Annotated in this window: 13 protein-coding genes; all 13 read right to left on the bottom strand. The window is 43.6% G+C overall.

Translation table 11 applies throughout. From position 1 onward, the window contains the following. Positions 1 to 398: 398 nt before the first annotated feature. The 13 genes from addA to glyQ all read right to left on the bottom strand — a co-directional run bounded on the left by addA (position 399) and on the right by glyQ (position 21,723). The gene (gene addA, locus BLR76_RS00210) at positions 399 to 4,181 is read right to left on the bottom strand and encodes a helicase-exonuclease AddAB subunit AddA (RefSeq protein WP_091264003.1); all 3,783 of its coding nucleotides are present in this window, start codon (positions 4,179 to 4,181) and stop codon (positions 399 to 401) included. Next, on the bottom strand, positions 4,181 to 7,813 hold the full coding sequence (locus tag BLR76_RS00205; protein ID WP_091264001.1) for a PD-(D/E)XK nuclease family protein: 3,633 nt from the start codon (positions 7,811 to 7,813) through the stop codon (positions 4,181 to 4,183). Before BLR76_RS00205 ends, addA begins: the two co-directional genes overlap by 1 nt. An 85-nt stretch (positions 7,814 to 7,898) precedes the next feature. Further along, positions 7,899 to 9,128, bottom strand: a complete 1,230-nt coding sequence (gene pepT, locus BLR76_RS00200) for a peptidase T (RefSeq protein WP_091264000.1) — start codon at positions 9,126 to 9,128, stop codon at positions 7,899 to 7,901. A gap of 15 nt (positions 9,129 to 9,143) precedes the next feature. Then, entirely contained in the window at positions 9,144 to 10,274 is a 1,131-nt protein-coding gene (locus BLR76_RS00195) for a Nif3-like dinuclear metal center hexameric protein (protein ID WP_091263998.1), read from the bottom strand. Beyond that, the gene (locus tag BLR76_RS00190) at positions 10,271 to 10,972 is read right to left on the bottom strand and encodes a tRNA (adenine(22)-N(1))-methyltransferase (protein ID WP_091263996.1); all 702 of its coding nucleotides are present in this window, start codon (positions 10,970 to 10,972) and stop codon (positions 10,271 to 10,273) included. Before BLR76_RS00190 ends, BLR76_RS00195 begins: the two co-directional genes overlap by 4 nt. Positions 10,973 to 11,537: 565 nt before the next feature. Beyond that, on the bottom strand, positions 11,538 to 12,158 hold the full coding sequence (locus tag BLR76_RS00185) for a 50S ribosomal protein L25 (protein ID WP_091263994.1): 621 nt from the start codon (positions 12,156 to 12,158) through the stop codon (positions 11,538 to 11,540). Positions 12,159 to 12,324: 166 nt separating this feature from the next. Continuing rightward, positions 12,325 to 13,458 carry an RNA polymerase sigma factor RpoD gene (rpoD, locus tag BLR76_RS00180; RefSeq protein WP_091263992.1) on the bottom strand — a complete coding sequence of 378 codons (1,134 nt, stop codon included), beginning with the start codon at positions 13,456 to 13,458 and terminating at the stop codon, positions 12,325 to 12,327. Between the two features lie 26 nt (positions 13,459 to 13,484). Next, positions 13,485 to 15,350, bottom strand: a complete 1,866-nt coding sequence (dnaG, locus tag BLR76_RS00175) for a DNA primase (protein ID WP_091263988.1) — start codon at positions 15,348 to 15,350, stop codon at positions 13,485 to 13,487. Positions 15,351 to 15,732: 382 nt separating this feature from the next. After that, the gene (locus BLR76_RS00170) at positions 15,733 to 16,302 is read right to left on the bottom strand and encodes a hypothetical protein (protein WP_091263985.1); all 570 of its coding nucleotides are present in this window, start codon (positions 16,300 to 16,302) and stop codon (positions 15,733 to 15,735) included. A 75-nt stretch (positions 16,303 to 16,377) separates the two neighbouring features. Further along, positions 16,378 to 16,890, bottom strand: coding sequence for a transcription repressor NadR (locus tag BLR76_RS00165; RefSeq protein WP_091263983.1), 513 nt, complete (start codon positions 16,888 to 16,890; stop codon positions 16,378 to 16,380). A 25-nt stretch (positions 16,891 to 16,915) separates the two neighbouring features. Beyond that, the gene (locus BLR76_RS00160; RefSeq protein WP_091263982.1) at positions 16,916 to 18,628 is read right to left on the bottom strand and encodes an ABC transporter ATP-binding protein; all 1,713 of its coding nucleotides are present in this window, start codon (positions 18,626 to 18,628) and stop codon (positions 16,916 to 16,918) included. An 80-nt stretch (positions 18,629 to 18,708) separates the two neighbouring features. After that, positions 18,709 to 20,793 carry a glycine--tRNA ligase subunit beta gene (glyS, locus tag BLR76_RS00155; RefSeq protein WP_091263980.1) on the bottom strand — a complete coding sequence of 695 codons (2,085 nt, stop codon included), beginning with the start codon at positions 20,791 to 20,793 and terminating at the stop codon, positions 18,709 to 18,711. Beyond that, positions 20,794 to 21,723 carry a glycine--tRNA ligase subunit alpha gene (gene glyQ / locus BLR76_RS00150; protein ID WP_091263977.1) on the bottom strand — a complete coding sequence of 310 codons (930 nt, stop codon included), beginning with the start codon at positions 21,721 to 21,723 and terminating at the stop codon, positions 20,794 to 20,796. Positions 21,724 to 21,990: the final 267 nt, after the last annotated feature.

Here is a 21,990-nt window from a genome sequence, read left to right as displayed (position 1 = left end):
GATGGATTTCTGTTCTGAGTTCCGGTGCAATCGCTCAGGCTATGGCACTCAAACGGTTTATTACTCTGAGTTCCGGTCCAATCGTCCAAGCACAGGTACTCAAACGGTTTATTACTCTGAGTTCCGGCGCAATCGTGTAAGCACAGGTATTCAAACAGTTTATTACTCTGAGTTCCGGTGCAATCGCTCAGGCTATGGCACTCAAACGGTTTATTACTCTGAGTTCCGGTCCAATCGTCCAAGCACAGGCACTCAAACGAATTTTTACCTCTAGTTACGAAGCAACCACATTAATCTGTCTCTATCGTCTACGCGCTATAGATCAACATGCCGCATAAAGAAATTTAATAAGAAAAAGCAGCTGATTCAGCTGCTTTCCCTTTAATCATAACCCTTCACTAGTCCACCTGAATCGTCTGGCCATTATCCAGCAGAACCAAGTATGTCTCGAGTACTGGTTTTCTCAGTATCGATTCCAGTGCCTGCTTGTACAGCATGAGCTGACCTTTATATTTTTTAAGCATTTCTTCTTCAGCTCTATCCTGGAAGCGTTCAACATTGTCTGTCTTATAGTCAAAGAGAATGAGGCCTTCTTCCCCTTCAATATAGCCGTCGATAATCCCGTGAATCAGTACATTGTCATCCACTGCCTGCATATCCTGAAAAATATCTCTAGCTTCCAGGAGAAGTGAGAACGGCACTTCCCTCTTCATTGACGAAACATGGCCTAATATATAGCGCCCAAATGTTGTCTGGAAAAATCGGTCGATTTTTTCTACAGGTATTAGCTCAGCAATATCTTCAGTGATGACTTTTTCAGAAGCAAGTTTATTTACCTCAGCTTTTATATCATCAGCAGTTAGCGATTCATTCAAGTCAATAGCCTGCAGTACCAGATGGGTGGCTTTACCGATTTCTGCTCCGCTTGGTTTCAATACCTCCTGTAGAAACTTGGGCCGCTCCAGTTCATCTTCAACGTACCTGTTGGACTGTCTAGGATTCGTTACATCAATTTTCACCATCTGTCCGTCATCCGGTTCTTCAAACATGCGTTTAATCTCGGACACGGACTGGTAACTGGTGGTCTGAGTAGCCAGCTCATATGGGTACTCAAAAGCCATTAGACTAAGGGCCTGCGATACAGCTGCTTTCACTGTCTCGTTATCTGACTCCTTCATTTTCCCTTGTTTCAGGTCCTCAAACCAGTTACTGCTTTCTTCATTCTGATAGCTGATCAGATGCTCTTCGAGTTCAGTCGACTGGTAAAATGAGACAGTAAACGACGTGTCATAAGTGTGGACCCATCTATTCTGGGACTTGATTTCGCTTTCTGCTTCCATGTTCTGGTGCCTGATCAGGCATTGACCAATCCAGTCCATGAAATGCTGAGAATCAAGCCTTAATGCTGGTGGCAGAACAGTTTGAGCATGCCCACTCACCTTGTTCCATTTGCTGATAGCCGTTTCTTTATTTTTGTAGGATCCAACCAGGAACAGTTTCTGTTCAGCCCGTGTCAAAGCTACATATAAGACCCGCATCTGTTCAGATAAAATCCGGTTCTTCTTCTGCATTTTCAAAACTGTTTCCGGCAAAGTCGGCGTTTTGATCCGGTTCGTGACGTCGATATATTCTGATCCGACCCCGTATTCTTCATCAAGCACGGTAGAGCCTCTGATATCCATCAGGTTGAATCGCTTGGACATATCCATGACAAATACGATCGGAAATTCAAGCCCTTTACTGGCATGTATCGTCATGACTCTGACCGCATCCTCCCCATCGGTTACGGCTGATGGTTCAGCGAGATCTTTGTCTTTTTTCTGCATCTTTTCGATAAATCGGATAAACTGGAACAAGCCCTTAAATGACGTTTTTTCATATGAAGCCGCACGTTCGTATAGGGCATGTAGATTGGCTTTTCTCTGTCTGCCGGAACTCATGCCTCCGACATAATGCAGGAAACCAGTGTCTTCGTATATCATCCAGATCAGTTCGACCAACGATTTTCGCTTGGACTGAGTCCGCCAGTGTTCAAGCTTCTGATAAAACTGGATTAGTTTCTCCTGCAATTTGATATTTGCTTCATCTTGCCAGTTTGTCCGACTGACAAAAGCCTGCAGCGCTTCAAAATACGTGCCCTGCTTATCTTCGATGCGGATGCGAGCCATGTCGACTTCGTTAAGACCGACCATGGGTGAGCGAAGAACTGCAGCAAGCGGAATATCCTGTTTCGGATTATCTATGACCTTAAGCAGTGACATCATGATTGCTATCTCAGTGGTCTGGAAATAGTTCTGAGTATCATTCACAGCTGTCGGGATCTGAAGCTGTTTAAAGATATCCTGAATATCAATATTATTTTTCTTTGTTGGTGTGAGAAGCACAATATCCCTGAACTGCACAGGTCTGTTGGCTTTCAGCTCTTTATCATAAACCTCATATCCACTAGCGACCATTTCAAGAATTTTATCGGCAACCATGTATATTTCGCCTTTGGTCTTTGTGTTCATCTGAAACGAAACACTGTCGCTCTCCAGAGAATCGCTATCTTCTTCAGATTCCTCTTCTTCTGTTTCATATATCAGAACATCGGCAGAGAAGCGATCCGATTCCGGAAAGGCAGTAAACCTGTTGATCAGTTTAGCCGATTCATCATAGTCCAGTTCGCCCACTTTTTTGTCCATCAACTGTTCGAAAATGAAATTGGTAAACTGAAGCACTTCCGGACGTGAGCGGAAATTTTCAGCTAAAATGATCCGGTCCCCATCCTGACTTTTTTCGTATCGTTCGTATTTCTCAATGAAAAGACTAGGATCAGCTAGCCTGAAAGAGTATATGGACTGCTTGACGTCCCCCACCATGAACTGATTCCCGATATCGTCAGATGAACGAGTCAGCCATTTCAAAATCGTTTCCTGAATCAGGTTGATATCCTGATACTCATCGACCATCACTTCAGCAAACTGTCTGCGGTAATGCCTGGAGGCTTCGGAAGGTACTGACTGTCCGTCATCAGCATCAATAAGAATGGCCAGGGTCAGATGCTCCAGATCGTTAAAGTCCAGCACTTTTCTGTCTGCTTTATGCTGCTGGTAGCGGTCGTAAAACAGTACTGCCACACGAGATAGTTCTTCAACGAGTCCTTTTACTGCACTCATCGTTTCCGCTTGTTCATCGGGTGATAATAGGAAATAGTCGTCTCTTAAGGAAACGACAAAGGATTTGGCTTTATCTCGGAAGCTTTTCATTTCCTTAGCGGCTTCCTTGACTTCATCAGGTGAATGTTTGCCTGGATTTTTCCATCTTGGGAATATTGGGCCATTCAGTAAACTGTATACATCATTGAGACGGTCTTCATGGATAGCCTGTTCAGCCCGTTCGACCAGCTCCAGGTCATTCACAAGCAGCTCAACCGTCTTATCAAGTGACAAATCGCCATTACTCATCTGATGAGCATCGCTTAGAAGTTCCTTAGCAGTGTCCAACGTATCCAGAATTGCAGGCTTGGCCAGTTCCTGGAAAATGGTACTGCTGGACAAGTCGCCCCCTTCCATTTCATATCGGCTGGACAAGTCTGAGAGCCACGCTTTTGAATCAGTCTTGGACCGTGAAAAATCATAAAGTTTGAAGATAAGATCAGTCAGCCCGTCATCACTGCGGTCATTTGAGTACGCCTGAGCCAGTGCTTCAAACAAAGAATCTTCTTCGCCGTATAATTCCTCTCTCAGTTCCTCCCAGACATCTTCTTTCATGAGAGCAATTTCTGTATCGTCAGTCAGCAGTCGAAAGACGGGATCGAAGTCGATTAGATAATAGTAGCGTTTGATCACTTTCAGACAGAATGAATGCAAGGTCGAAATGTCTGCATGACCTAAAAGAGGAATCTGACGAATTAGATGCTGCTTTTTCTTAGGATCCGTTTCAGCGTTGAGTTCCTTCTGAATGGCTTTCTGGATCCGTTCTTTCATTTCTCTTGCTGCGGCATTAGTATATGTCACGACAAGCAGTTCATTAATGTCCGTAAAGTTTTTGATCTTTTCAATGACTCGCTGCACAAGGACGGTCGTTTTTCCGGACCCTGCAGAAGCAGAGACCAGGATATTCTTGCCTTCATCATAAATTGCCTGCCACTGATGATCCGTAAATTGGGCATCAGCCGGCTTTGATGGAATAGTTGCCATTAGTTGTCATCTGCTCCTCTCTCGCTCAAGTCCAGGTATTTAGATTTTAATTTATCGATCAGATCGGACTGATCACTGATGGGTTCAAGTTGCCGGTACTGATTCTGCCCGTTCGGTAGAAGAACATCAAACTGGGAAATCGACTGATAGATGCCTCGAACAGATGGTGTAAATTCTTTCTTGTCGTAAATAGGCGACAAGGAATTTTCACCTGCCAGGATCCGGTTACCTGCTTCTCTGATTTTCTCCCTGTTATGTCTGAAGAGCAGATCTAGATCCTCCATTGTGATCAGCTTGCCTTTGATCTGGTCTCTTGTTTTGACATACTCAAGAGGATAGACCAGGGAATATTTATTTTCAGGCAGAGTCAGGTCCAGTTTTTCAACCAGCTCGTCCTCATTCAGAATGATCCCGTCCATTTTAAATGACTTCAGCCAGACATCCAGCCAGTCTTTTTTCAACAGATCGCTGGCTTTAAGCATTGGGTTATTGACATGGGCATAAAATGCACCTGCGGGCTTGGCCTTTTTACCAAAAATATCTTCCGAGTAATGAACAGCTGTATCAAGATAAGTCAACATCTGCATCATCAGCCCGTGATAGATTTCATCGAACTTCAGTGCTTTTCTGCTGGATTTGTAATCCACGATACTTAAATACAACTCATTGTCCAGTTCCAGTGCATCAAGCCGGTCGATTTTTCCGCGTACATAGAGATTTCCTCCAGTATTAAGGGGGAAATTAAGCCCCGGTACCCCTTCTCGACTCCCCAGTCGTCCAAATAGGACCTCTGACTTTCTTGGTCTCATCTGTGTCCGTCTGGTCTGGTTAGACAAGGCCTTGACCATCTGCTGGATGGTACGGCTCAGTTGTTTTCGTATGAATTTCATCCGATTTGACATAGACAGCAGTTTGAACTTGTTGTTCTGATACAGTTCCTGAAGGACCTCTTCCGTCACAGATTCCAGTTCATCTTCGTTCAGCTGATCAAAGGACAAATCATTGGTAATAATTGCCCTAAAAATACTGTCCAGAGCGTCATGGAAAAATGTTCCTGTTTCTGCCGGAGTCAGCTCCTGGACAGCCCGCTCCCGCAGTTTCAATCCGTACTGAAGAAAGTGACTGTACGGATCCAGATAAAAACTTTCCAGCTGTGACACAGAAAGATACAGATCTTTCCCGTAAAGTTCTTCAGCCAGTTCAGGTGACAGGCGTCGAGGAATATTTCTATATTCCAGACTCTTTAAAATATTCTTCTCAACTTCGTTAGACTGTTTCTGAAGTTTCTGAAATAAAATAGTCCAGAAAATAGGCGGATTATTCTTATGATCCAGACGGTCTCTTAAAATAGTCACGAGCTGACCGATCGTCTGACGACTGGATCCGACAAAAGAAAGAGATAAATCAGTTGTCTCATCAGTCACGGCCCCAGCATCAGTGTATTTACGGTCAATCGGTATAGCGAGCTGGCGGTTAAGACGTTCGATGTAAGGGCTCAGTCGGTTGTCACCAGAGCCGTCATTCTTCATCGGATAACTGAGGATCAACTTATCCGACGCATTAAGAAAGGCAAGATAGGCAGTGAAAGGCTCGTTAGCCAGTCTTCCCGCTGTGGATGGCATGAGAAATTTATCGTCCGGGAGAAACACGCCAAGTTGTTCCCTGTCTTCGTCTGTCAATATAGAGTCATTTTCTGAATTCAAGGGCAGCTGTGTATCTGTCATTCCCATGATGACTACTAATTTCTTGCAGTTAAGCCGTGATTTGTCAAACTGAGTGAACATGACCTGATCGATGCTCGGAGGGACAATGCCGTATGTTGCCTGTTCAAATCCAGTTTCTAGAACTGACAGAAAGGTATCGACTTCCCAGGATTCATCACCAAGCACATCGACGAACTCGTCCAGTAGCTGGATGAAGGTCTGCCAGACTTGTTCGTGTTTTCTCGCATCTTCAAGCTCCCCATCCTCAAGTGCCTGATCACGCCAGTATAGGAGTTGACGATCAATTCCGTGCCGCTCAAGAAACTGATAGATAAGACGCACAGCTTCTCGGTTCGTTTTAACTCTATCCAGCTGTTTGAAAAACGGAAGAAACGCTGAGCGAATGATTGAACGCGCCTGATTTGCCTGTTCCTGCATCCGTTTGTCTGCATCCAGCTGGTCATCCATTTCTTCTAGATGAAAGCGTGCATAGATCCAGTCTTCATCTCTTACCCAGTCATTGCCTTCGTACCCATAAGCAAGCATGACGTTCTCAAGAGTATCTACGGATTGTCGCCAGTTTTCCGATTTAGAACTCCAGAAAGATAGGCGGTCTTTCTTTTCTTTAGGAACAGTCCGTTCATCTTCCACAGGAATGAACAGTTCAGTTTTAAGAAAGCGCATGACATCTTCATATCGGTAATGTCGTTTATAGATATTTACTAGACTTTGTATACATTCTACCAATGCATGATGGGACATCTTATCTGCTTCGTCAATAAATAGAGGGATGTCATTTTCCGCAAAAGTAGAACCCATTAGCATTTTGTAATCTTCAAGGGTTCTAGCACATACAAGAATGTCCTTATAGCGGTAATTGCCCTCAGCAACCAACTGTTTTATAGTAGTTGCCGTGTGCAACACTTCGGCTTGTCTTGATTCTGCTTCTCTTATTTCTATACAGCTGCTGTAATCAGCTGACGGGTGCGACCGTCGTTTAGGTGACAAATCGAAACTGCTGACCCAGTAATCTTCAAAGTTTTGCAGTGCATCACATCGCTCACGACTGTTGTCTTTTACAACAGTATCATTCAATACTTGTAGACGACGATTTCTGGCTTCCTGGTAAAGCCTGAAATAAGTCATTCCAGTCTGATAAAAAAAGTTAGTCATCTCTGGAGGTTCCACCGCATATTTTTTATCTAGAATCAAAGAAACTTTTACATCCTTTGCATGTTCGACCATCTGCAGGACCAGCTCCTGCTCCTGTGCCGAAAAGCGGTGAAAGTTATCAATGATGATGTGGGTACGGCTAAGATCCCTTATTTTAACTTCTTCAATCAGCGCTTCAAGTACATCCTCTTTTTCAATATACTTTCCTTCAAGATGAGAGAGAAAAGAGTCATACAGCAGGGTAATATCTTTGAGTTTAAGTAAGAAATCTCTAGTGCCTGGCTCACCTTCAAAGATCTGACCACTGATATTAGTCAGATCTTCTGGCATTACACGAGCATTTCTCAATTCCATAAACAGTTCAGTCGTTTTTTCTACAAAGCCCTGCTGCTGACTTTCTCCTCTGAATATGGTCAGGACTTCCTCATTTTCTCTTAAAAGTCGACGCATCAGCATGGTCAGTCCTGTTTCAGTAAGCTGGGAATGACTGTATAAGGCCGTGTCCTGAAGAAAGTACCATGCCAGACGACTGAAACTGAACACCTGCAGATTGATCATTCCTGCCAGATGACGATCATTATCTGGATGACTGTCTTTTATACGATCCAGAATAGCCATTTCCGATTCAAATTTCATATGATCCGGGACTAGATAGAAAACTTGTGCCTCTTCATCCTCCATCCAATTCATCATCTGGTCGAAAAGTATTTTCTTCTTATCCGTCTGCAGTCTGCTCAGAATAAATTGAAGACCCATTCATGTGCTCCTCTCTCTTAAGCTATTGATTTAATGTTAAGAAGAAAGGAAAGAAAGGCCGGTTAAGCATTCTTCCCTTTTCTTATTATTCAGCTGCAGCAAGCTTTGCGATTTCAATCAATACATCAGTAGCTTTAATCATGCTCTCTACAGCTACGAATTCATAACGTCCATGGAAATTTTCTCCTCCAGCAAAAATATTTGGAGTTGGTAGACCCATGAATGAAATCTTTGATCCGTCTGTTCCCCCACGAATAGGTTTGATGATAGGACTGATTCCCAAATTATTCATTGCTTTATCAGCAAGTTTAACCGGTCTCATGTCTTTTTCAATGACTTCGCGCATGTTATAGTACTGATCTTTCATTTCAACAGAAACGCGCTCTTCATCAAATGTTTCGTTCAGCTTAGATGCAACAGCCAACATCTGTTCTTTTTTAGTTTCAAAAGCTTCCCGGTCATGATCTCGTATAATATACTGCATCATGGCTTCATCCACGGTCCCCGTGATTTCAAGAAGATGGAAGAACCCTTCTCTACCGTCAGTTCGTTCAGGGACTTCATTTTCAGGTAATGCCTGATCAAAAGATACAGCTAGTTTAAGCGCGTTGATCATCTTATCTTTAGCAGTCCCCGGGTGGACGTTTTTCCCTTTGATTCTTATTTTCGCTCCTGCTGCGTTGAAACTTTCATACTCAAGTTCCCCGACAGGCCCGCCGTCAACTGTATACGCAAAATCCGCTCCAAAGTGGTCGACATCGAATCGGTCTGCTCCCACACCAATTTCTTCATCAGGTCCGAAAGCCACACGAATTTTTCCATGTTTGATCGTGGGATTGGCAATAAAGTACTCAACCATACTCATGATTTCAACAATACCAGACTTGTCGTCCGATCCAAGTAATGTCGTCCCGTCGGTTGTAATAAGAGTTTGACCAATATAATTTTTCAGATTAGGAAAATCGTCCGGAGATAATCGAATACCCTGCTCTTCATTAAGTACGATCGTTTCACCATCATATTTTTCAATGATCTGCGGATTGATATGTTCTGAATTGAAGTCAGCCGTGTCCATATGAGCTATGAAGCCGATGACCGGTCCTGTATCTTCAGCATTCGCAGGCAATGTAGCCGTTACGAATCCATTTGACTCATTGTATTCCACATCGCTCATCCCGATTTCTTTTAGGTCAGCCATCAGTACACGAGCAAAATCCGCTTGTTTCTGAGTAGAAGGTACTGATGTAGATTCAGCATCTGAACGTGTATCGATTTTTACATAAGTTAGAAAACGGTCCATTAAATTTTTATACATAGTCATTCCATCCTTTTAAATAGAGTAAGTAAAGACGTCGGTTTGTGTCGCTGTCTGTAAAATAGTCAGGTCCCAGTTATTAGTCAGTTTCAGCTGCTCGAAATATCTGGCCAGCTTCGGCACACAGATTGCTTCCATATAATGACCGGCATCAATGAAATCCAGCCCGTCTCTCAGCATATCCTGTGCTCCGTGGTAGGAAATGTCACCAGTAATGAAGAGAGTCGCTCCACTGGACAGAGCCTCTTTATAGTACTTTTCTCCGGATCCGCCGAATATAGCTACTTTCTCATGTTTACGTTCACGATCGTTTGAGCCGAAACGCACACCATCTACTGAAAAGAGTGTTTTAATCCTCGCAGCGAGTTCCTCGGTAGTTTCAGGTTTCTCCAGCTTACCGGCCCGACCGAATCCGAATGCATCGGTCTGATTGTCTAGGGTAAATAGGTCAAAGACTGGTTCTTCATAAGGATGATTAGCTCTCAGTGCCTCAATGACAGGATAGACAGAAGAATTCTTCAATAGCATTTCGATGCGCTGTTCATGGATCACTTCTTCTTTGCCGATTTCACCTTCAGCGGGATCTGCACCTTCCTGAGGCGTAAAACGGCCATGCCCTTTCAGAGTATAGGACACGTCTTTATAGTCGCCCACTTCTCCAGCTCCTGCTGAATGCAGAGCCTTTCTAACCATGTCCGCAGCATAATCGGGGACATACACGGCAAGTTTCTTATAGCCTTCTTTGGTACTCACTGAGACAATCTGTCGCTCCTCCTGACTGATACCTATACTGTCAGCCAGCCAGTCATTCATCCCGCCTTCTGCCGCATCAAGATTGGTATGGGCAGAGTATACTGCAATATCTGATCTGACCAGGTCAAGAAACTCCCGTGTTCTGGAGTCCTCATCAGTCAAGTTTTTTAAAGGTTTGAAGATCGCAGGGTGATGAGTGATGATCAGATCCGCCTGCTTATCTTTTGCTTCCTGGATAGTCTGCTTGTCAACATCGAGAGCTATCAGAACAGTCTTGACCGCTTTGTTTTTAGAACCAAAGGATAAACCGACTGGATCCCATCCTTCAGCAAGTGAAGGGGGTGCGAGCTGGTCAAGTGCAGTTGTCAGATCGTTCACTGTCACGTCTGTCATTCGATCATCTCCTTAATCAGTTTAATTTCTTCTTTGAGTGCCGATAGCTTTTCTTCATTAGGCTGGCTTGACCGTTCCATCTGACCAACGATGAACTCGTCCGTATGCATCTGCTGGGTCCACTTTTTCTGAAACGTATCAGATTGTTCCTTACTGAGATATGGACCAAACAGCAGCTCTTTTTTTGAATAAATCATTTGAACGTCAGAAGGTACGGCCTTGATGATTTCATAGATCTTGTCATTTTCCTCAAGGATCGTTTCATCTGTAATGCGGTACTGCTGTTCCATCAGGTATTCTCTTACTGTTTCTTCAAACACATTCGGCTGTAGGATCAATGTTTCCTGACCAGTCAGTCTATCATTTTCTTGTCCTTTTTCAAGAATCGATCGGATCAGTGCACCACCCATTCCAGCTATAGTAACCGTATCGATTTGATCTTCGGGTTTTAAAACCATTAATCCGTCGCCCAGTCGGACTTCAACTATTTTTTCTAGTCCCGTCCGCCTAACTTCCTTCACTGCATTGTTAAATGGCCCCTGGACCACCTCTCCTGCCACAGCAAAAGTGATTTTTCCCTGGTCTGCCAGATAACACGGCAGATAGGCATGGTCAGACCCGATGTCAGCCACTCTTGCCCCTTTTTCTACATAGTCGGCTACCTGCTTGAGCCGTTTTGATAATTGAACTGAATTCATAGGTCACCTCTTTAAAGTCTTCCAGTCTATTTTACCAGTTTTCAGCAAAGATTGAAAAGTTTTGAATAAATTTAACAGGAATTAATACAGAGAAAACCCCCGGATCACTTATAGTGGGTTTCCGGGGGTTCTCATAAAAGTAGTTGATCATGCATTAGGGTGATCTTTATTTACGGTTTCTTAATCAATACACTTCTTTCGCATCATGGTCTCCTACGCCAGTCGCATTATTTGAGTAAAGAATGATATCCTGTTTCTGATACCCTTCGTTCTGCAGCTGACTGATGATTTTCAACGCATCATCCGATTGTCATAGGTACCGATTACTGTCTGATTATTTTTATCCATGCTATCTCTCCTATAAAATTTCTAGCTTAGATTAACCATCTAATATTATCATAGGAATAATCGCATGAATTGAACAATAATAGCCCTTATGTCACTTTAGGATTTATTAAAATTTCACTAGACAAAGGACATCAAAAAACAGCCCATCCCACCCTTAAAGAGTGGAAATGGACTGTCACAGATTAAACAACTTACAACTTATTAACTCAGTCTATACTTATTCTGAGTCTTCGTCTTTTGATTCACCGATAACTTCTGGTTCAGGCATATCTTCAGTTGTTTCAGTCGTTTCTTCCTCAACTGCTTCTGGAGCTGATACAGATACAATTGTCAGGCTGTCGTCAGTAAGCAGTTCAGCTTCGTCTCCAACTTTAATGTCAGATACGTGAACTGTATCGCCGATTTCCAGTTCAGATACGTCTACAACGTATTCTGAAGGAGCTTCTGCTGGAGCAATGTTGACTTCCAGTTCAGAAATTGACTGAGATACGATACCTTCTTTGATTTCTTCTACGCCGGAAATGTGAACCGGAATAGACATCGTAACTTTCTGTCCTTTTGTGAATGCTAGAAGATCAACGTGGTATACTTCTGGTTTAAGAGCAGCTTTATCCTGATCTTTTACGAATACCTGGTATGTGTCACCTTCAACATCGATATCGAATACACCGTTGTATCCTACTTCGCGGATCGTGTTTTGGAATTCTTTACGGTTGATTAGTACTGAGATTGTCTCAACTTCTTTTCCGTAGATTGCTGCAGGGATCTTACCTTCGTTTCTCGCTTTTCTTGAAGCGGATGTTCCTGTTTCTGTACGTTTAACTGCTGATAATTTCATCTGATTTTCACCTTCCAGGATTATATTTTAAGTAACTAGCATACGTCATTACTGAACAAGCCAGAAATTAGTATAACAAAAATGTGACAGGAATGCAAAGAAAAGCGACAAGAACTTTACCTTTACAGTCTTTTTCGCTTCTCTCTGCCAGCACATCACATCGTTTCTACTCCAAAAAGTCTTTCAGCTGTTTTGAACGACTCGGGTGGCGCAGTTTTCTCAAAGCTTTAGCTTCGATCTGACGGATACGTTCTCTCGTTACGCCAAAGACTTTACCAACATCTTCCAAAGTACGCTGACGTCCGTCGTCTAGACCGAAACGCAGACGCAGCACGTTTTCTTCACGGTCAGTCAGTGTGTCGAGCACATCTTCCAGCTCACTCTTCAAGAGTTCATAAGCTGCATTGTCAGCCGGACTGGTTGCATCATTATCTTCAATGAAATCGCCCAGATGTGAATCATCTTCCTCACCGATCGGCGTTTCCAGAGAGACTGGCTCCTGTGAAATTTTTAGAATGTCGCGTACTTTTTCAGTAGGCAAGTCCATTTCAGCACCGATTTCTTCAGGTGTCGGTTCTCTTCCCAGGTCCTGCAGCAGCTGACGCTGGATACGAACTAGCTTATTGATGGTTTCGACCATATGAACCGGAATACGGATCGTACGAGCTTGGTCGGCAATTGCACGAGTGATAGCCTGACGAATCCACCATGTCGCGTACGTAGAGAATTTGAATCCTTTTTCATAGTCAAACTTCTCTACAGCCTTCATAAGTCCCATGTTCCCTTCCTGAATCAGGTCAAGGAAACTCATGCCTCTACCAACATAACGTTTAGCAATAGATACAACCAGTCTCAAGTTGGCCTCAGCCAGCTCTTGCTTGGCGATCGTGTCACCTTCTTCGATACGTTTGGCCAATGCAATCTCTTCTTCGGCACTAAGCAGGTCTACGCGCCCGATTTCTTTCAAGTACATGCGGACAGGGTCATTTATTTTAACTCCAGGAGGGGCAATCATTTCTTCTTTTTTAGCTTCTTCAGCCGCATCTTCTTCTTTGTTCAGCTGCTTAGCCAGTGGGTTCCCATCTTCATCGACGACGCCGATTCCTTCATCTTCACACTTCTGGATCAGATCTTCCATCTGTTCTTTTTCAAGTTCAAAAGGTTCCGCAAGCTTGTCCGTCAATTCGACGTAAGACACTGTCTGCTCCTTTTTCTTCTTGATTTCCTTGATAAACTGGACAACCGCAAGTTCATACTTTTCTTCAGGCTGTTGGGTAGATTTTTTATTAGATTTTGCCATATACTGACATGCCTCCTGATTAATCGTTAATTGCTTTTCATTTGTTTAATTATATTTATGATTTCAAAACTTAGTGCTTGCTGCTTCTGTTTATCTCCATTTCTTTCAGCCAGTTTCAGTTCTTCTTTTTTTGACTGAAGTCTGGTTTCAAGCGGCTGCCTGTCACAGATCACAGACAAGTAGTCCTCAATTTCACCAGGAGCTATTTCTTCACTCAGAGATATCCAGGCAATTTCTGATGCCTTGCTTTTCAGACGTTCATCTGGAAGGAAGTCAAGAAACGACTGCAGAGACGTGTCTTCATGAGAATGGTGAAACTCATCATACATCAGATAGAGCACCTGATGATCCTGATCTGAAAATGACAGCTCTTTATCCTGACTATTCAGTATCGTCCAAGTTTCATCCAGAGTAAACAGACGATGGAGAAGATTTTTTTCGGCCCGGATCAGCGCTGTTTCTTTCGGTTGGTTCCGGTGAAATACGATAGACTGGACCGGCTCCGGTGAAGTGTCCGCTCTTGCTTCTTTACGCTTTTCAGCCCGACGCTCGTTCTGCTGTTCGATCACAAAGGTATGCATCTGTTCCTTCAATGTCTCTAGAGACAGATCGAATTCGTCTTGAAGCTGTTTAAGATAGAGTTCCCGTTCAATTGCAGAGGTCACTCGAGCCAGTTCTTTCAGCACAATTTCAATATATTTCAGACGTTCACTTTCATTTTTCAAATTGAGACCTTTGCGGTGGTAAGCCATAAGGAAACTCATCAGAGTGTCTCGGCCATGTTTCAGAAAATCCTGAAAAGCTTCTATTCCTTTGGTCTGAATATAATCATCCGGATCAAGTTTCTCAGGAAAGGTCGCTATCTCCATGGTAAAATGTGTATCCTTGCTGATGAAATCTGTCGCCCGCTTAGTTGCTTCAAGTCCGGCATCATCCCCATCATAAGCAATGACCACATGATCGGTCACTTTATCAAGTACGGAGATCTGTTCTTCTGTTAGACTTGTTCCCATCGACGCGATCCCGTTTTTGACTCCCGCCTGCCAGGCTGATATGACATCCATAAACCCTTCAAAAAGAATGACTTCATTTTCGCGGCGGATCGATGCACGGGCTTTATCGTAATTGAACAGTACCCGTCGTTTATTGAACAGATCTGTTTCCGGGCTATTCATATATTTTGCAGTCCGGTAATTGCCGGACTGCTCCATAAAGGCACGACCAGAAAATGCGACCGTCTGCCCTTTTGCATTATTTATTGGGAACAGAATCCGGTTGGAAAAGCGGTCAAGAAAAACATCATCCTCCCGGTCAGAAAACAGACCGGATTTTTTCAACAGCTCCGGATCGTTCAATCCTTCATTATCGAGATATAGTTTCAGTGCTTCTCTTTTAGGAGGAGAAAACCCGATTTTAAAGGTCTCGATGCTCTCCTTAGTCATTCCTCTATCAAGAAGGTAACGGTAAGCTTCTTCACCCGTCTGCGTATTAACGAGTAGGTGATGATAAAAATACTCCGCTTTTTCGTAGACAGCCAGTAACTTTGCCTGCATCGAATCCGGATCTGGCGCTGACTCCCTTGCTCGGTCAATCAGAGTGAAATCGATCGGCACATCAGCCAGCTCAGCAGTTTTCCCTACCGCTTCAACAAAAGACAAGCCTTCCATTTCCTGGAGGAAGCTGAAGACATTCCCGCCTCTTCCACAGCTGAAGCAATGATAGATCTGCTTCTTCTCACTGACAGAAAATGAAGGCGTCTTGTCATCGTGGAACGGACAGGATGCAAAATAGTTCTGACCTGACTTCCTTAACTGCAGATACTGGGAAATAATCTGAACAATATCAGTCTTCTCCCGGATCGACTGAATGGTTTCTTCTGGAATCCTGCTCACTAGCCATCCCCCTTCGACAAAAAAGTCTTTTAATGGATAGACACACTACCCCTATAATAATCAAACATAAGTATACCAAAACAAAGTGAAATTGTAAATGTAAGCACGTTGTAAAAGGAAAACCTAATCATTTCCAATTCTAAATCGTCAAGTAGAGATACAAAATAAAAATTTCTATTGTTACAAACAAGATAGTATCTCCAGCATTGAAGGTTACGTCCATATATGGTATTAAAGTACATCCTTAGGCCTGATAATTCAGTTTACATACGATTACAGTGTGTGGACTGCACCCATTTCCATTAGAGACAAAAAATGATCGTCGAATAAAATCTGTAAACAGATCCTCCAACGATCATTAACTGTTATTCAATCATCTGTATCAGCTGACTTTTACAGCAATCTGATTCATTCGTTTGCCTAAACTCTTCCATACAACTTGGGTGATAAAGAAATCCACCATACTATGAATGACGGTACCTACACCGACAAGCATAAATACTGCATAGAAAAAGCCGTCCTGGTAGGTTCCGCCCGGCGCAAGACCAAAGAAGAATACGGAAACAACAAGGACTTCAGCCAGAGCATGTACTAGAGCGATCCAGAAAGAGAAGAACACGCTTTTGACCGGAGAACTTAAAAGCTCTTCTCTTTTCCCGCGAAGATACAGCGCTCCGACCAATGCGAATACAACATGACTCATGGCACGCATCGTAATAACTATTGGAAAACCTGCCAGTAAAAAGCCTACAGCCGAACCTAATGACACGGCTGCTGCAATTGCTGGTGACAAGAACATGGCAAAGAAAATCGGAACGTGACTGGCTAAGGTAAAGGAAGCCGGTTCGATTAGAACTTTAATAGGCATGACTATCGGAATCGCAATAGCTATCGCGGTCAGCAAGGCAGTTACGGTCATTCTTAATGTATTTGTCTTTCTAATGATAAACATCCCCTAAAATTAGTATGTATACAGGTGTCATGACACCTGTTAAGTATACCAATTCAAGAGATATTGTCAATACACTTACTGGTAAAGAAAGCCTTTACTTTCTAAAACTTTCTTTATTTTTTGTAATCGGTCCTCGTTTTTAGCTTTAATCGTGTGTATATGGAGGCCTTCTGTCAGATTGCTCAGCAGTGCTGATGGATTGTCCTGGACTTTTGATATGAATTCATCTGCCTCGAGTCTGCTGGAAATATTCAGATCCCCCTTCAGCAAGCCATATATCGGATGTTCCACAGTCACATCGATTACTTCTCCGCCAAGATCGACTATAGCATAGAGTTCCTCTTTCGTATCGTCAGGAGAATGCTGACATACCACTGCCTCACTGACCCCCTCATCGATCTGACTGCGCATAATATAACCTTTAGGGGTAGAAACGATTCCAGCACCGGCAGCTCTAAGAAGAGCAATATCACCAACTATGACCTGACGACTGACATTAAATTTCGAGGCGAGTGTGCGGGCTACGACAGCTTCCTCTGACTGTTCCAGATAGTCTCTGATTACTCGTCTTCTTTCATCGGCTTCCATAACATTCACTCCCAATCATGGCTTTTTAAGAAAATTGTGCATCATATAAGGCTTTGTATGCCCCTTCCTGAGCAATCAGCTCATCGTGGCTTCCTTGTTCTTCAATGCCTTTTGATGTAACTACTACTATTCTATCAGCATTCTTGATGGTAGCCAAACGGTGGGCGATGATCAGAGTCGTTCGACCTTTTGATAAGGAATCCAAAGCTTCCTGAATAGCCTGTTCCGTTTCGGTATCCAGTGCAGACGTTGCTTCGTCCAGGATCAGAATCGGAGGGTTCTTCAGAAACATACGGGCAATAGAAAGCCGCTGCTTCTGTCCCCCAGAAAGTTTAACTCCCCTCTCTCCGATGACTGTCTCCAGACCTCTAGGAAGCTGCTCCACTACATCAACCAGATTCGCCATTCTGACGGCATTATACACCTCTTCATCTGTAGCATCCAGTTTACCATATAGAATGTTCTCCTTGATTGTTCCAGGGAAAAGGAAGACATCCTGCTGAACGACGCCGATCTGTTCTCTCAGTGAATTCAAAGTAATATCTTTTATCGAATAACCGTCGATAGTTATCGTTCCACTGTCAATGTCATAAAAACGTGGAAGTAGATTACAGATAGTGGTTTTACCTGCACCACTCGGACCAACAAATGCAATGGTTTCCCCAGCTTTTATTGTCAGATTGATATCATTCAGAATTGACTGATTCTCTTCGTAGCTGAACGAGACGTCTGAATAGACAATATCTCCTTTTAGAGACTCCACTTCCACTGCATCTGGAGAATTTTGAACTTCCGGTCTGATCCCCATTTCCTCAAGCAGACGTTTGAAGCCAGCAAAGCCTTTCGGATAGCTTTCGATCATCGTGTTGACCTTTTCAATTGGTCTGACAAAGACATTAGCAAATAAAATAAACGCCACTAGATCGCCATAACTGATTTCACCTTGAATCGTAAAGTAAGCGCCGAAGAAAAGCGCAAACAGACTGATCAGACGCATGAGAAAATAATTGTAGGAGTGGCTAACTGCCATCATTTTATAGAATAAATATTTCGATTTTCGGTAAGCCTGGTTCAGCTCCTGGAACCGTCCTAGTTCATAACCTTCATTTGAAAAGGCCTGTACGACCCGGATTCCGCCGACCGACTCTTCGATTCCGGCACTAAAACCAGCCAGATCATCATAGATGCGTGTATTGACTTGTGTCATCCGCTTGTTGAAGTAAGCAACGGCTAGCGCAATGAAGGGTACTAAAACGAACGTCATCACTGCAAGAGGCACATGGACAGTCATCATCAGTATAAAAGCCCCGGTCAATGTGAAGAGAGTAATAAAAATGTCTTCCGGTCCATGATGGGCAACTTCCGCTATTTCAAACAAGTCCGATGTCAGACGTGTGATCAGCTTACCTGTTTCACGGTTATCGAAATAAGAAAATGACTGCTTCTGAAGGTGGTTATAAAGATCTCTACGCATGTCCGTTTCAATATTCGTACCCAGCTTATGTCCATAATAGGTCACCACATAATGCAGAATTGTATTGATCGCATAGACACCAAGCAGGCCAATGGAAACGATGATGATCAAAGACCAGTTTCCGGTTGGCAGAATGGAATCTACGACTTGCTGGACCATAATGGGAAAAGCCAGCTCAAGCATAGCTACGATGATGGCTGCAGAAAAGTCCAGTGTAAACAGCGCTTTGTAAGGTGCGTAGTAAGAAAAAAATCGTTTAAGCATAAGTTCGTCTCCTTCTTTGTTGAAACTGATAAACAGAAAGAAGGCAGCGTCATCACTTACTGCCTTCTGTGAAACATATATTATTTAATAACCAGTCTGTCAAAACGGGCAAAGCCACTTGAAAGATCATCGATTCTTTTCAACAGAGCCAGGCGATTGTTTCGAACAGATGTATCTTCTGCCATCACCATCGTATGATCAAAGAAGTCATCGATCACTGGATGGAGTTCAGCAAAAACCTGCCACTGCTGGTCCGCATTTAAATCTTCTGACATAAGCTCTTCAGCCTTCAGCAATGCTTCGTATAAGTTCTTCTCACTCTGTGTTTCAAAGAGGTCAGTTGATATGGAACATTCATCATCAGCTTTTTCAGCCAGGTTGGATACCCGTGTCAAAGATTCGACCACTGCTTTAAATCCAGGCTGTTTTTTCTGATAAGTCAGTACGCCAGCATGATCAATGAGAGCAAGGATATCTGTCTGATTAGATTCCAGTACCGCTTGACGGACATCATAATCCTCGCTCAGTCCTTCTTCACCTGACAGCAACTGGTCCACGCGGTCTTTGATGAAGTCGATCACGACAGGTGTATTCTGCATGTAAGAAGCCTTAGTTTCTACAGAGATAACCGTTTCTGCAATTGCATTGATCAGCTTATCCAGCTGAACAGACACATTGAACGCCTTGAAGATTCTCACAATTCCCATGGCCTGTCTTCTTAAAGCAAACGGGTCATTAGAACCGGACGGAATCATATCGACAGAAAAGAATGACAGCAGAGAGTCCAGTTTATCAGCTGCGGAAATGAGCGCGCCAAGTTTCGTTTCAGGCAGTCTCCCGTCTGTACTCTTAGGCAGATACTGCTCGGAAAGCGCATCAGCAATTTGCCTGTCTTCCCCTCTTTCAGCAGCAAATATACCTGCAATGTCTCCCTGAAGAGAAGTGAATTCGTTGACCGTCTGCGTGACGAGGTCAAACTTGGCCATCATACCGGTACGTTCTATTAGACCGATCTGTTCGTCAGTCATGTCGAAGTAAGGAGCCAGCAGATGAGCAATAGCTGTCAGACGTTCTTGCTTGTCGTACAGTGATCCGAGCTTTTCATGGAAAGATACAGTCGACAGTTTATTGACAAAGTCATCAATAGACAGCTTTCTGTCTTCATCGTAAAAGAAAGCAGCATCTGCCAGTCGTGCACTCAGCACTTTTTCATTTCCTTTTCTGACCTTCTCGATATATTCAGCATTCCCATTTCTAACCGCGATGAAATAAGGGAGAAATTTGGCCTGATCGTCATCCAGTCTGACTGGGAAATAACGCTGATGATCAGCCATTGCCGTTTCAAGAACTTTTTCAGGTACAACAAGATACTCGTCACTGAAAGAGCCGTAAAACGCTGTTGGATATTCAACAAGGTCTGTTACTTCTTCAAGCAGTTCTTTATTATCCAGAGGATCTTTCCAGTTGTTGTCGGTACATAAAGCCTGAATCTGACTGATGATCAGGGCCTGACGCTCATTACGGTCGACAAGCACATGCTCTTCCTTCAAGCGGGCCTGATAGTCATTCGCATGGTCCAAGGTAACAGCCTGTCCCAGGAAGCGGTGACCTCTAGTCTCTCTACCTGAAGGGACATCAAACAAGGTCATATCGACAACTTTTTCATCTAATAGAACTGTCAGCCAGTGGACTGGACGGATGTAACGGTAACTGTGCGTGCCCCACTTCATGGATACTGGGAACGACAGTGACGGGAGCACTCCTTCGAGTTTCTGTATGACTTCTTCTGCAGATAAGCCTTTTATATGTTTTTCTACGAAGACGTACTCTTCACCTTTGATCGTCTTAAAAGTAATGTCATCAATGGATGCCTGCTGGCCACGAGTGAAACCAATCGCGGCTTTAGTCCAGTTGCCTTCGTCATCCAGAGCGATGCGTTTAGCCGGACCTTTAACAGATTCTGTCTTATCTTTCTGTCCTTCAGCCAGACCTTCAATTTTAACTGCCAGACGTCTAGGTGTATTGAATACTTGTATAGAATCAAATGACATGTCATGGTCTTTAAAATGCACACTGACTTTGTCTTTAAGCTGTTCGGCAGCCGGAACAATGACTTTCGCCGGCATATCTTCCAGTCCGATTTCAAGTAATAATGAATGAGTCATTTACTTGTCCTCCTTTTCGCCATATTTTTCGATCCATTTTCCTGCCTCTGCTTCTCCAATTAGAGGGAATGACAGTTTTGCCCGTTCCTGCAAGAAAGACTTCGCAATGAGTCTAGCCATATGGCGGATTCTTTTTAAATAATCCGGGCGGTCAGTTGCAGAGACAGCCCCTCTGGCATCCAGCAAGTTAAATGCGTGACTGCATTTTAATACATAATCATAAGCCGGATGAGCCAAGTTATTTTCAATTTGCTTCAGTGCTTCCTTCTCGAAAGCTTGGAACTGAGAGAAGAGAAAGGCCGTATCACTGTGATCGAAGGAATAGGCAGAATGCTCGTATTCCGGTTGCTTGAAGATTTCCCCGTATTTCACTCCAGGTGCCCAGTCAATATCATAGACATTTTCAACATCCTGAATATATGAGGCCAGTCGTTCAAGCCCGTATGTCAACTCACTTGTGACTGCATCGACTTCAAGGCCGCCGACTTGTTGGAAGTAGGTAAACTGTGTCACTTCCATGCCATCCAGCCAGACTTCCCAACCAAGACCGGCACAGCCTAGAGACGGGTTTTCCCAGTTGTCTTCAACGAAACGGATGTCATGTTTCAGTGGATCGATCCCTAGGGCTCTGAGACTGTCCAGATACAGCTCCTGAATGTTTTCAGGCGAAGGCTTCATGACCACCTGAAACTGATGATGCTGATACAGACGGTTTGGATTCTCACCATAACGGCCATCCGCCGGGCGACGTGAAGGTTCAACATAAGCCGCATTCCAAGGCTCTGGCCCAATTGCTCTGAGAAAGGTATAAGGACTCATCGTTCCTGCTCCTTTTTCAGTATCGTATGCCTGCATGAGCATACAGCCCTCATCTGACCAGAACTGCTGCAGGGTCAGGATAATATCCTGAAAGGTTCTTGCTTTTTCCATAATATGACTCTCCTTTTTAATGATGCATATAAAAAAACTCGGCTCTATACTGACAGACAGCCATCAGTATAGGGACGAGTCTTCTCGCGGTTCCACCCTATTTCTGACCCGAAAAAACGAGTCAGCACTTTATATCATCGCACTCCAGATGCCCTTCACCAGACCGTCTTCCATGGCTTACACCGTCCCATGGTCGCTAATAAAGACTAGACTCGTTACTCCTTCTATCAATGTGCTTCACTTATTACTCTATCTTACAATAACTTT

Source organism: Alkalibacterium thalassium (assembly GCF_900101165.1).
Lineage (GTDB): Bacteria > Bacillota > Bacilli > Lactobacillales > Carnobacteriaceae_A > Alkalibacterium > Alkalibacterium indicireducens.
This window is presented reverse-complemented; position numbering and strand designations above follow the sequence as displayed.

Bases quoted from the DNA above. Each gene is read 5' to 3' on its own strand.
- addA (WP_091264003.1), bottom strand. From the start codon at position 4,181: ATGGCAACTATTCCATCAAAGCCGGCTGATGCCCAATTTACGGATCAT.
- BLR76_RS00205 (WP_091264001.1), bottom strand. From the start codon at position 7,813: ATGGGTCTTCAATTTATTCTGAGCAGACTGCAGACGGATAAGAAGAAA.
- pepT (WP_091264000.1), bottom strand. From the start codon at position 9,128: ATGTATAAAAATTTAATGGACCGTTTTCTAACTTATGTAAAAATCGAT.
- BLR76_RS00195 (WP_091263998.1), bottom strand. From the start codon at position 10,274: ATGACAGACGTGACAGTGAACGATCTGACAACTGCACTTGACCAGCTC.
- BLR76_RS00190 (WP_091263996.1), bottom strand. From the start codon at position 10,972: ATGAATTCAGTTCAATTATCAAAACGGCTCAAGCAGGTAGCCGACTAT.
- BLR76_RS00185 (WP_091263994.1), bottom strand. From the start codon at position 12,158: ATGAAATTATCAGCAGTTAAACGTACAGAAACAGGAACATCCGCTTCA.
- rpoD (WP_091263992.1), bottom strand. From the start codon at position 13,458: ATGGCAAAATCTAATAAAAAATCTACCCAACAGCCTGAAGAAAAGTAT.
- BLR76_RS00170 (WP_091263985.1), bottom strand. From the start codon at position 16,302: ATGTTTATCATTAGAAAGACAAATACATTAAGAATGACCGTAACTGCC.
- BLR76_RS00165 (WP_091263983.1), bottom strand. From the start codon at position 16,890: ATGGAAGCCGATGAAAGAAGACGAGTAATCAGAGACTATCTGGAACAG.
- BLR76_RS00160 (WP_091263982.1), bottom strand. From the start codon at position 18,628: ATGCTTAAACGATTTTTTTCTTACTACGCACCTTACAAAGCGCTGTTT.
- glyS (WP_091263980.1), bottom strand. From the start codon at position 20,793: ATGACTCATTCATTATTACTTGAAATCGGACTGGAAGATATGCCGGCG.
- glyQ (WP_091263977.1), bottom strand. From the start codon at position 21,723: ATGGAAAAAGCAAGAACCTTTCAGGATATTATCCTGACCCTGCAGCAG.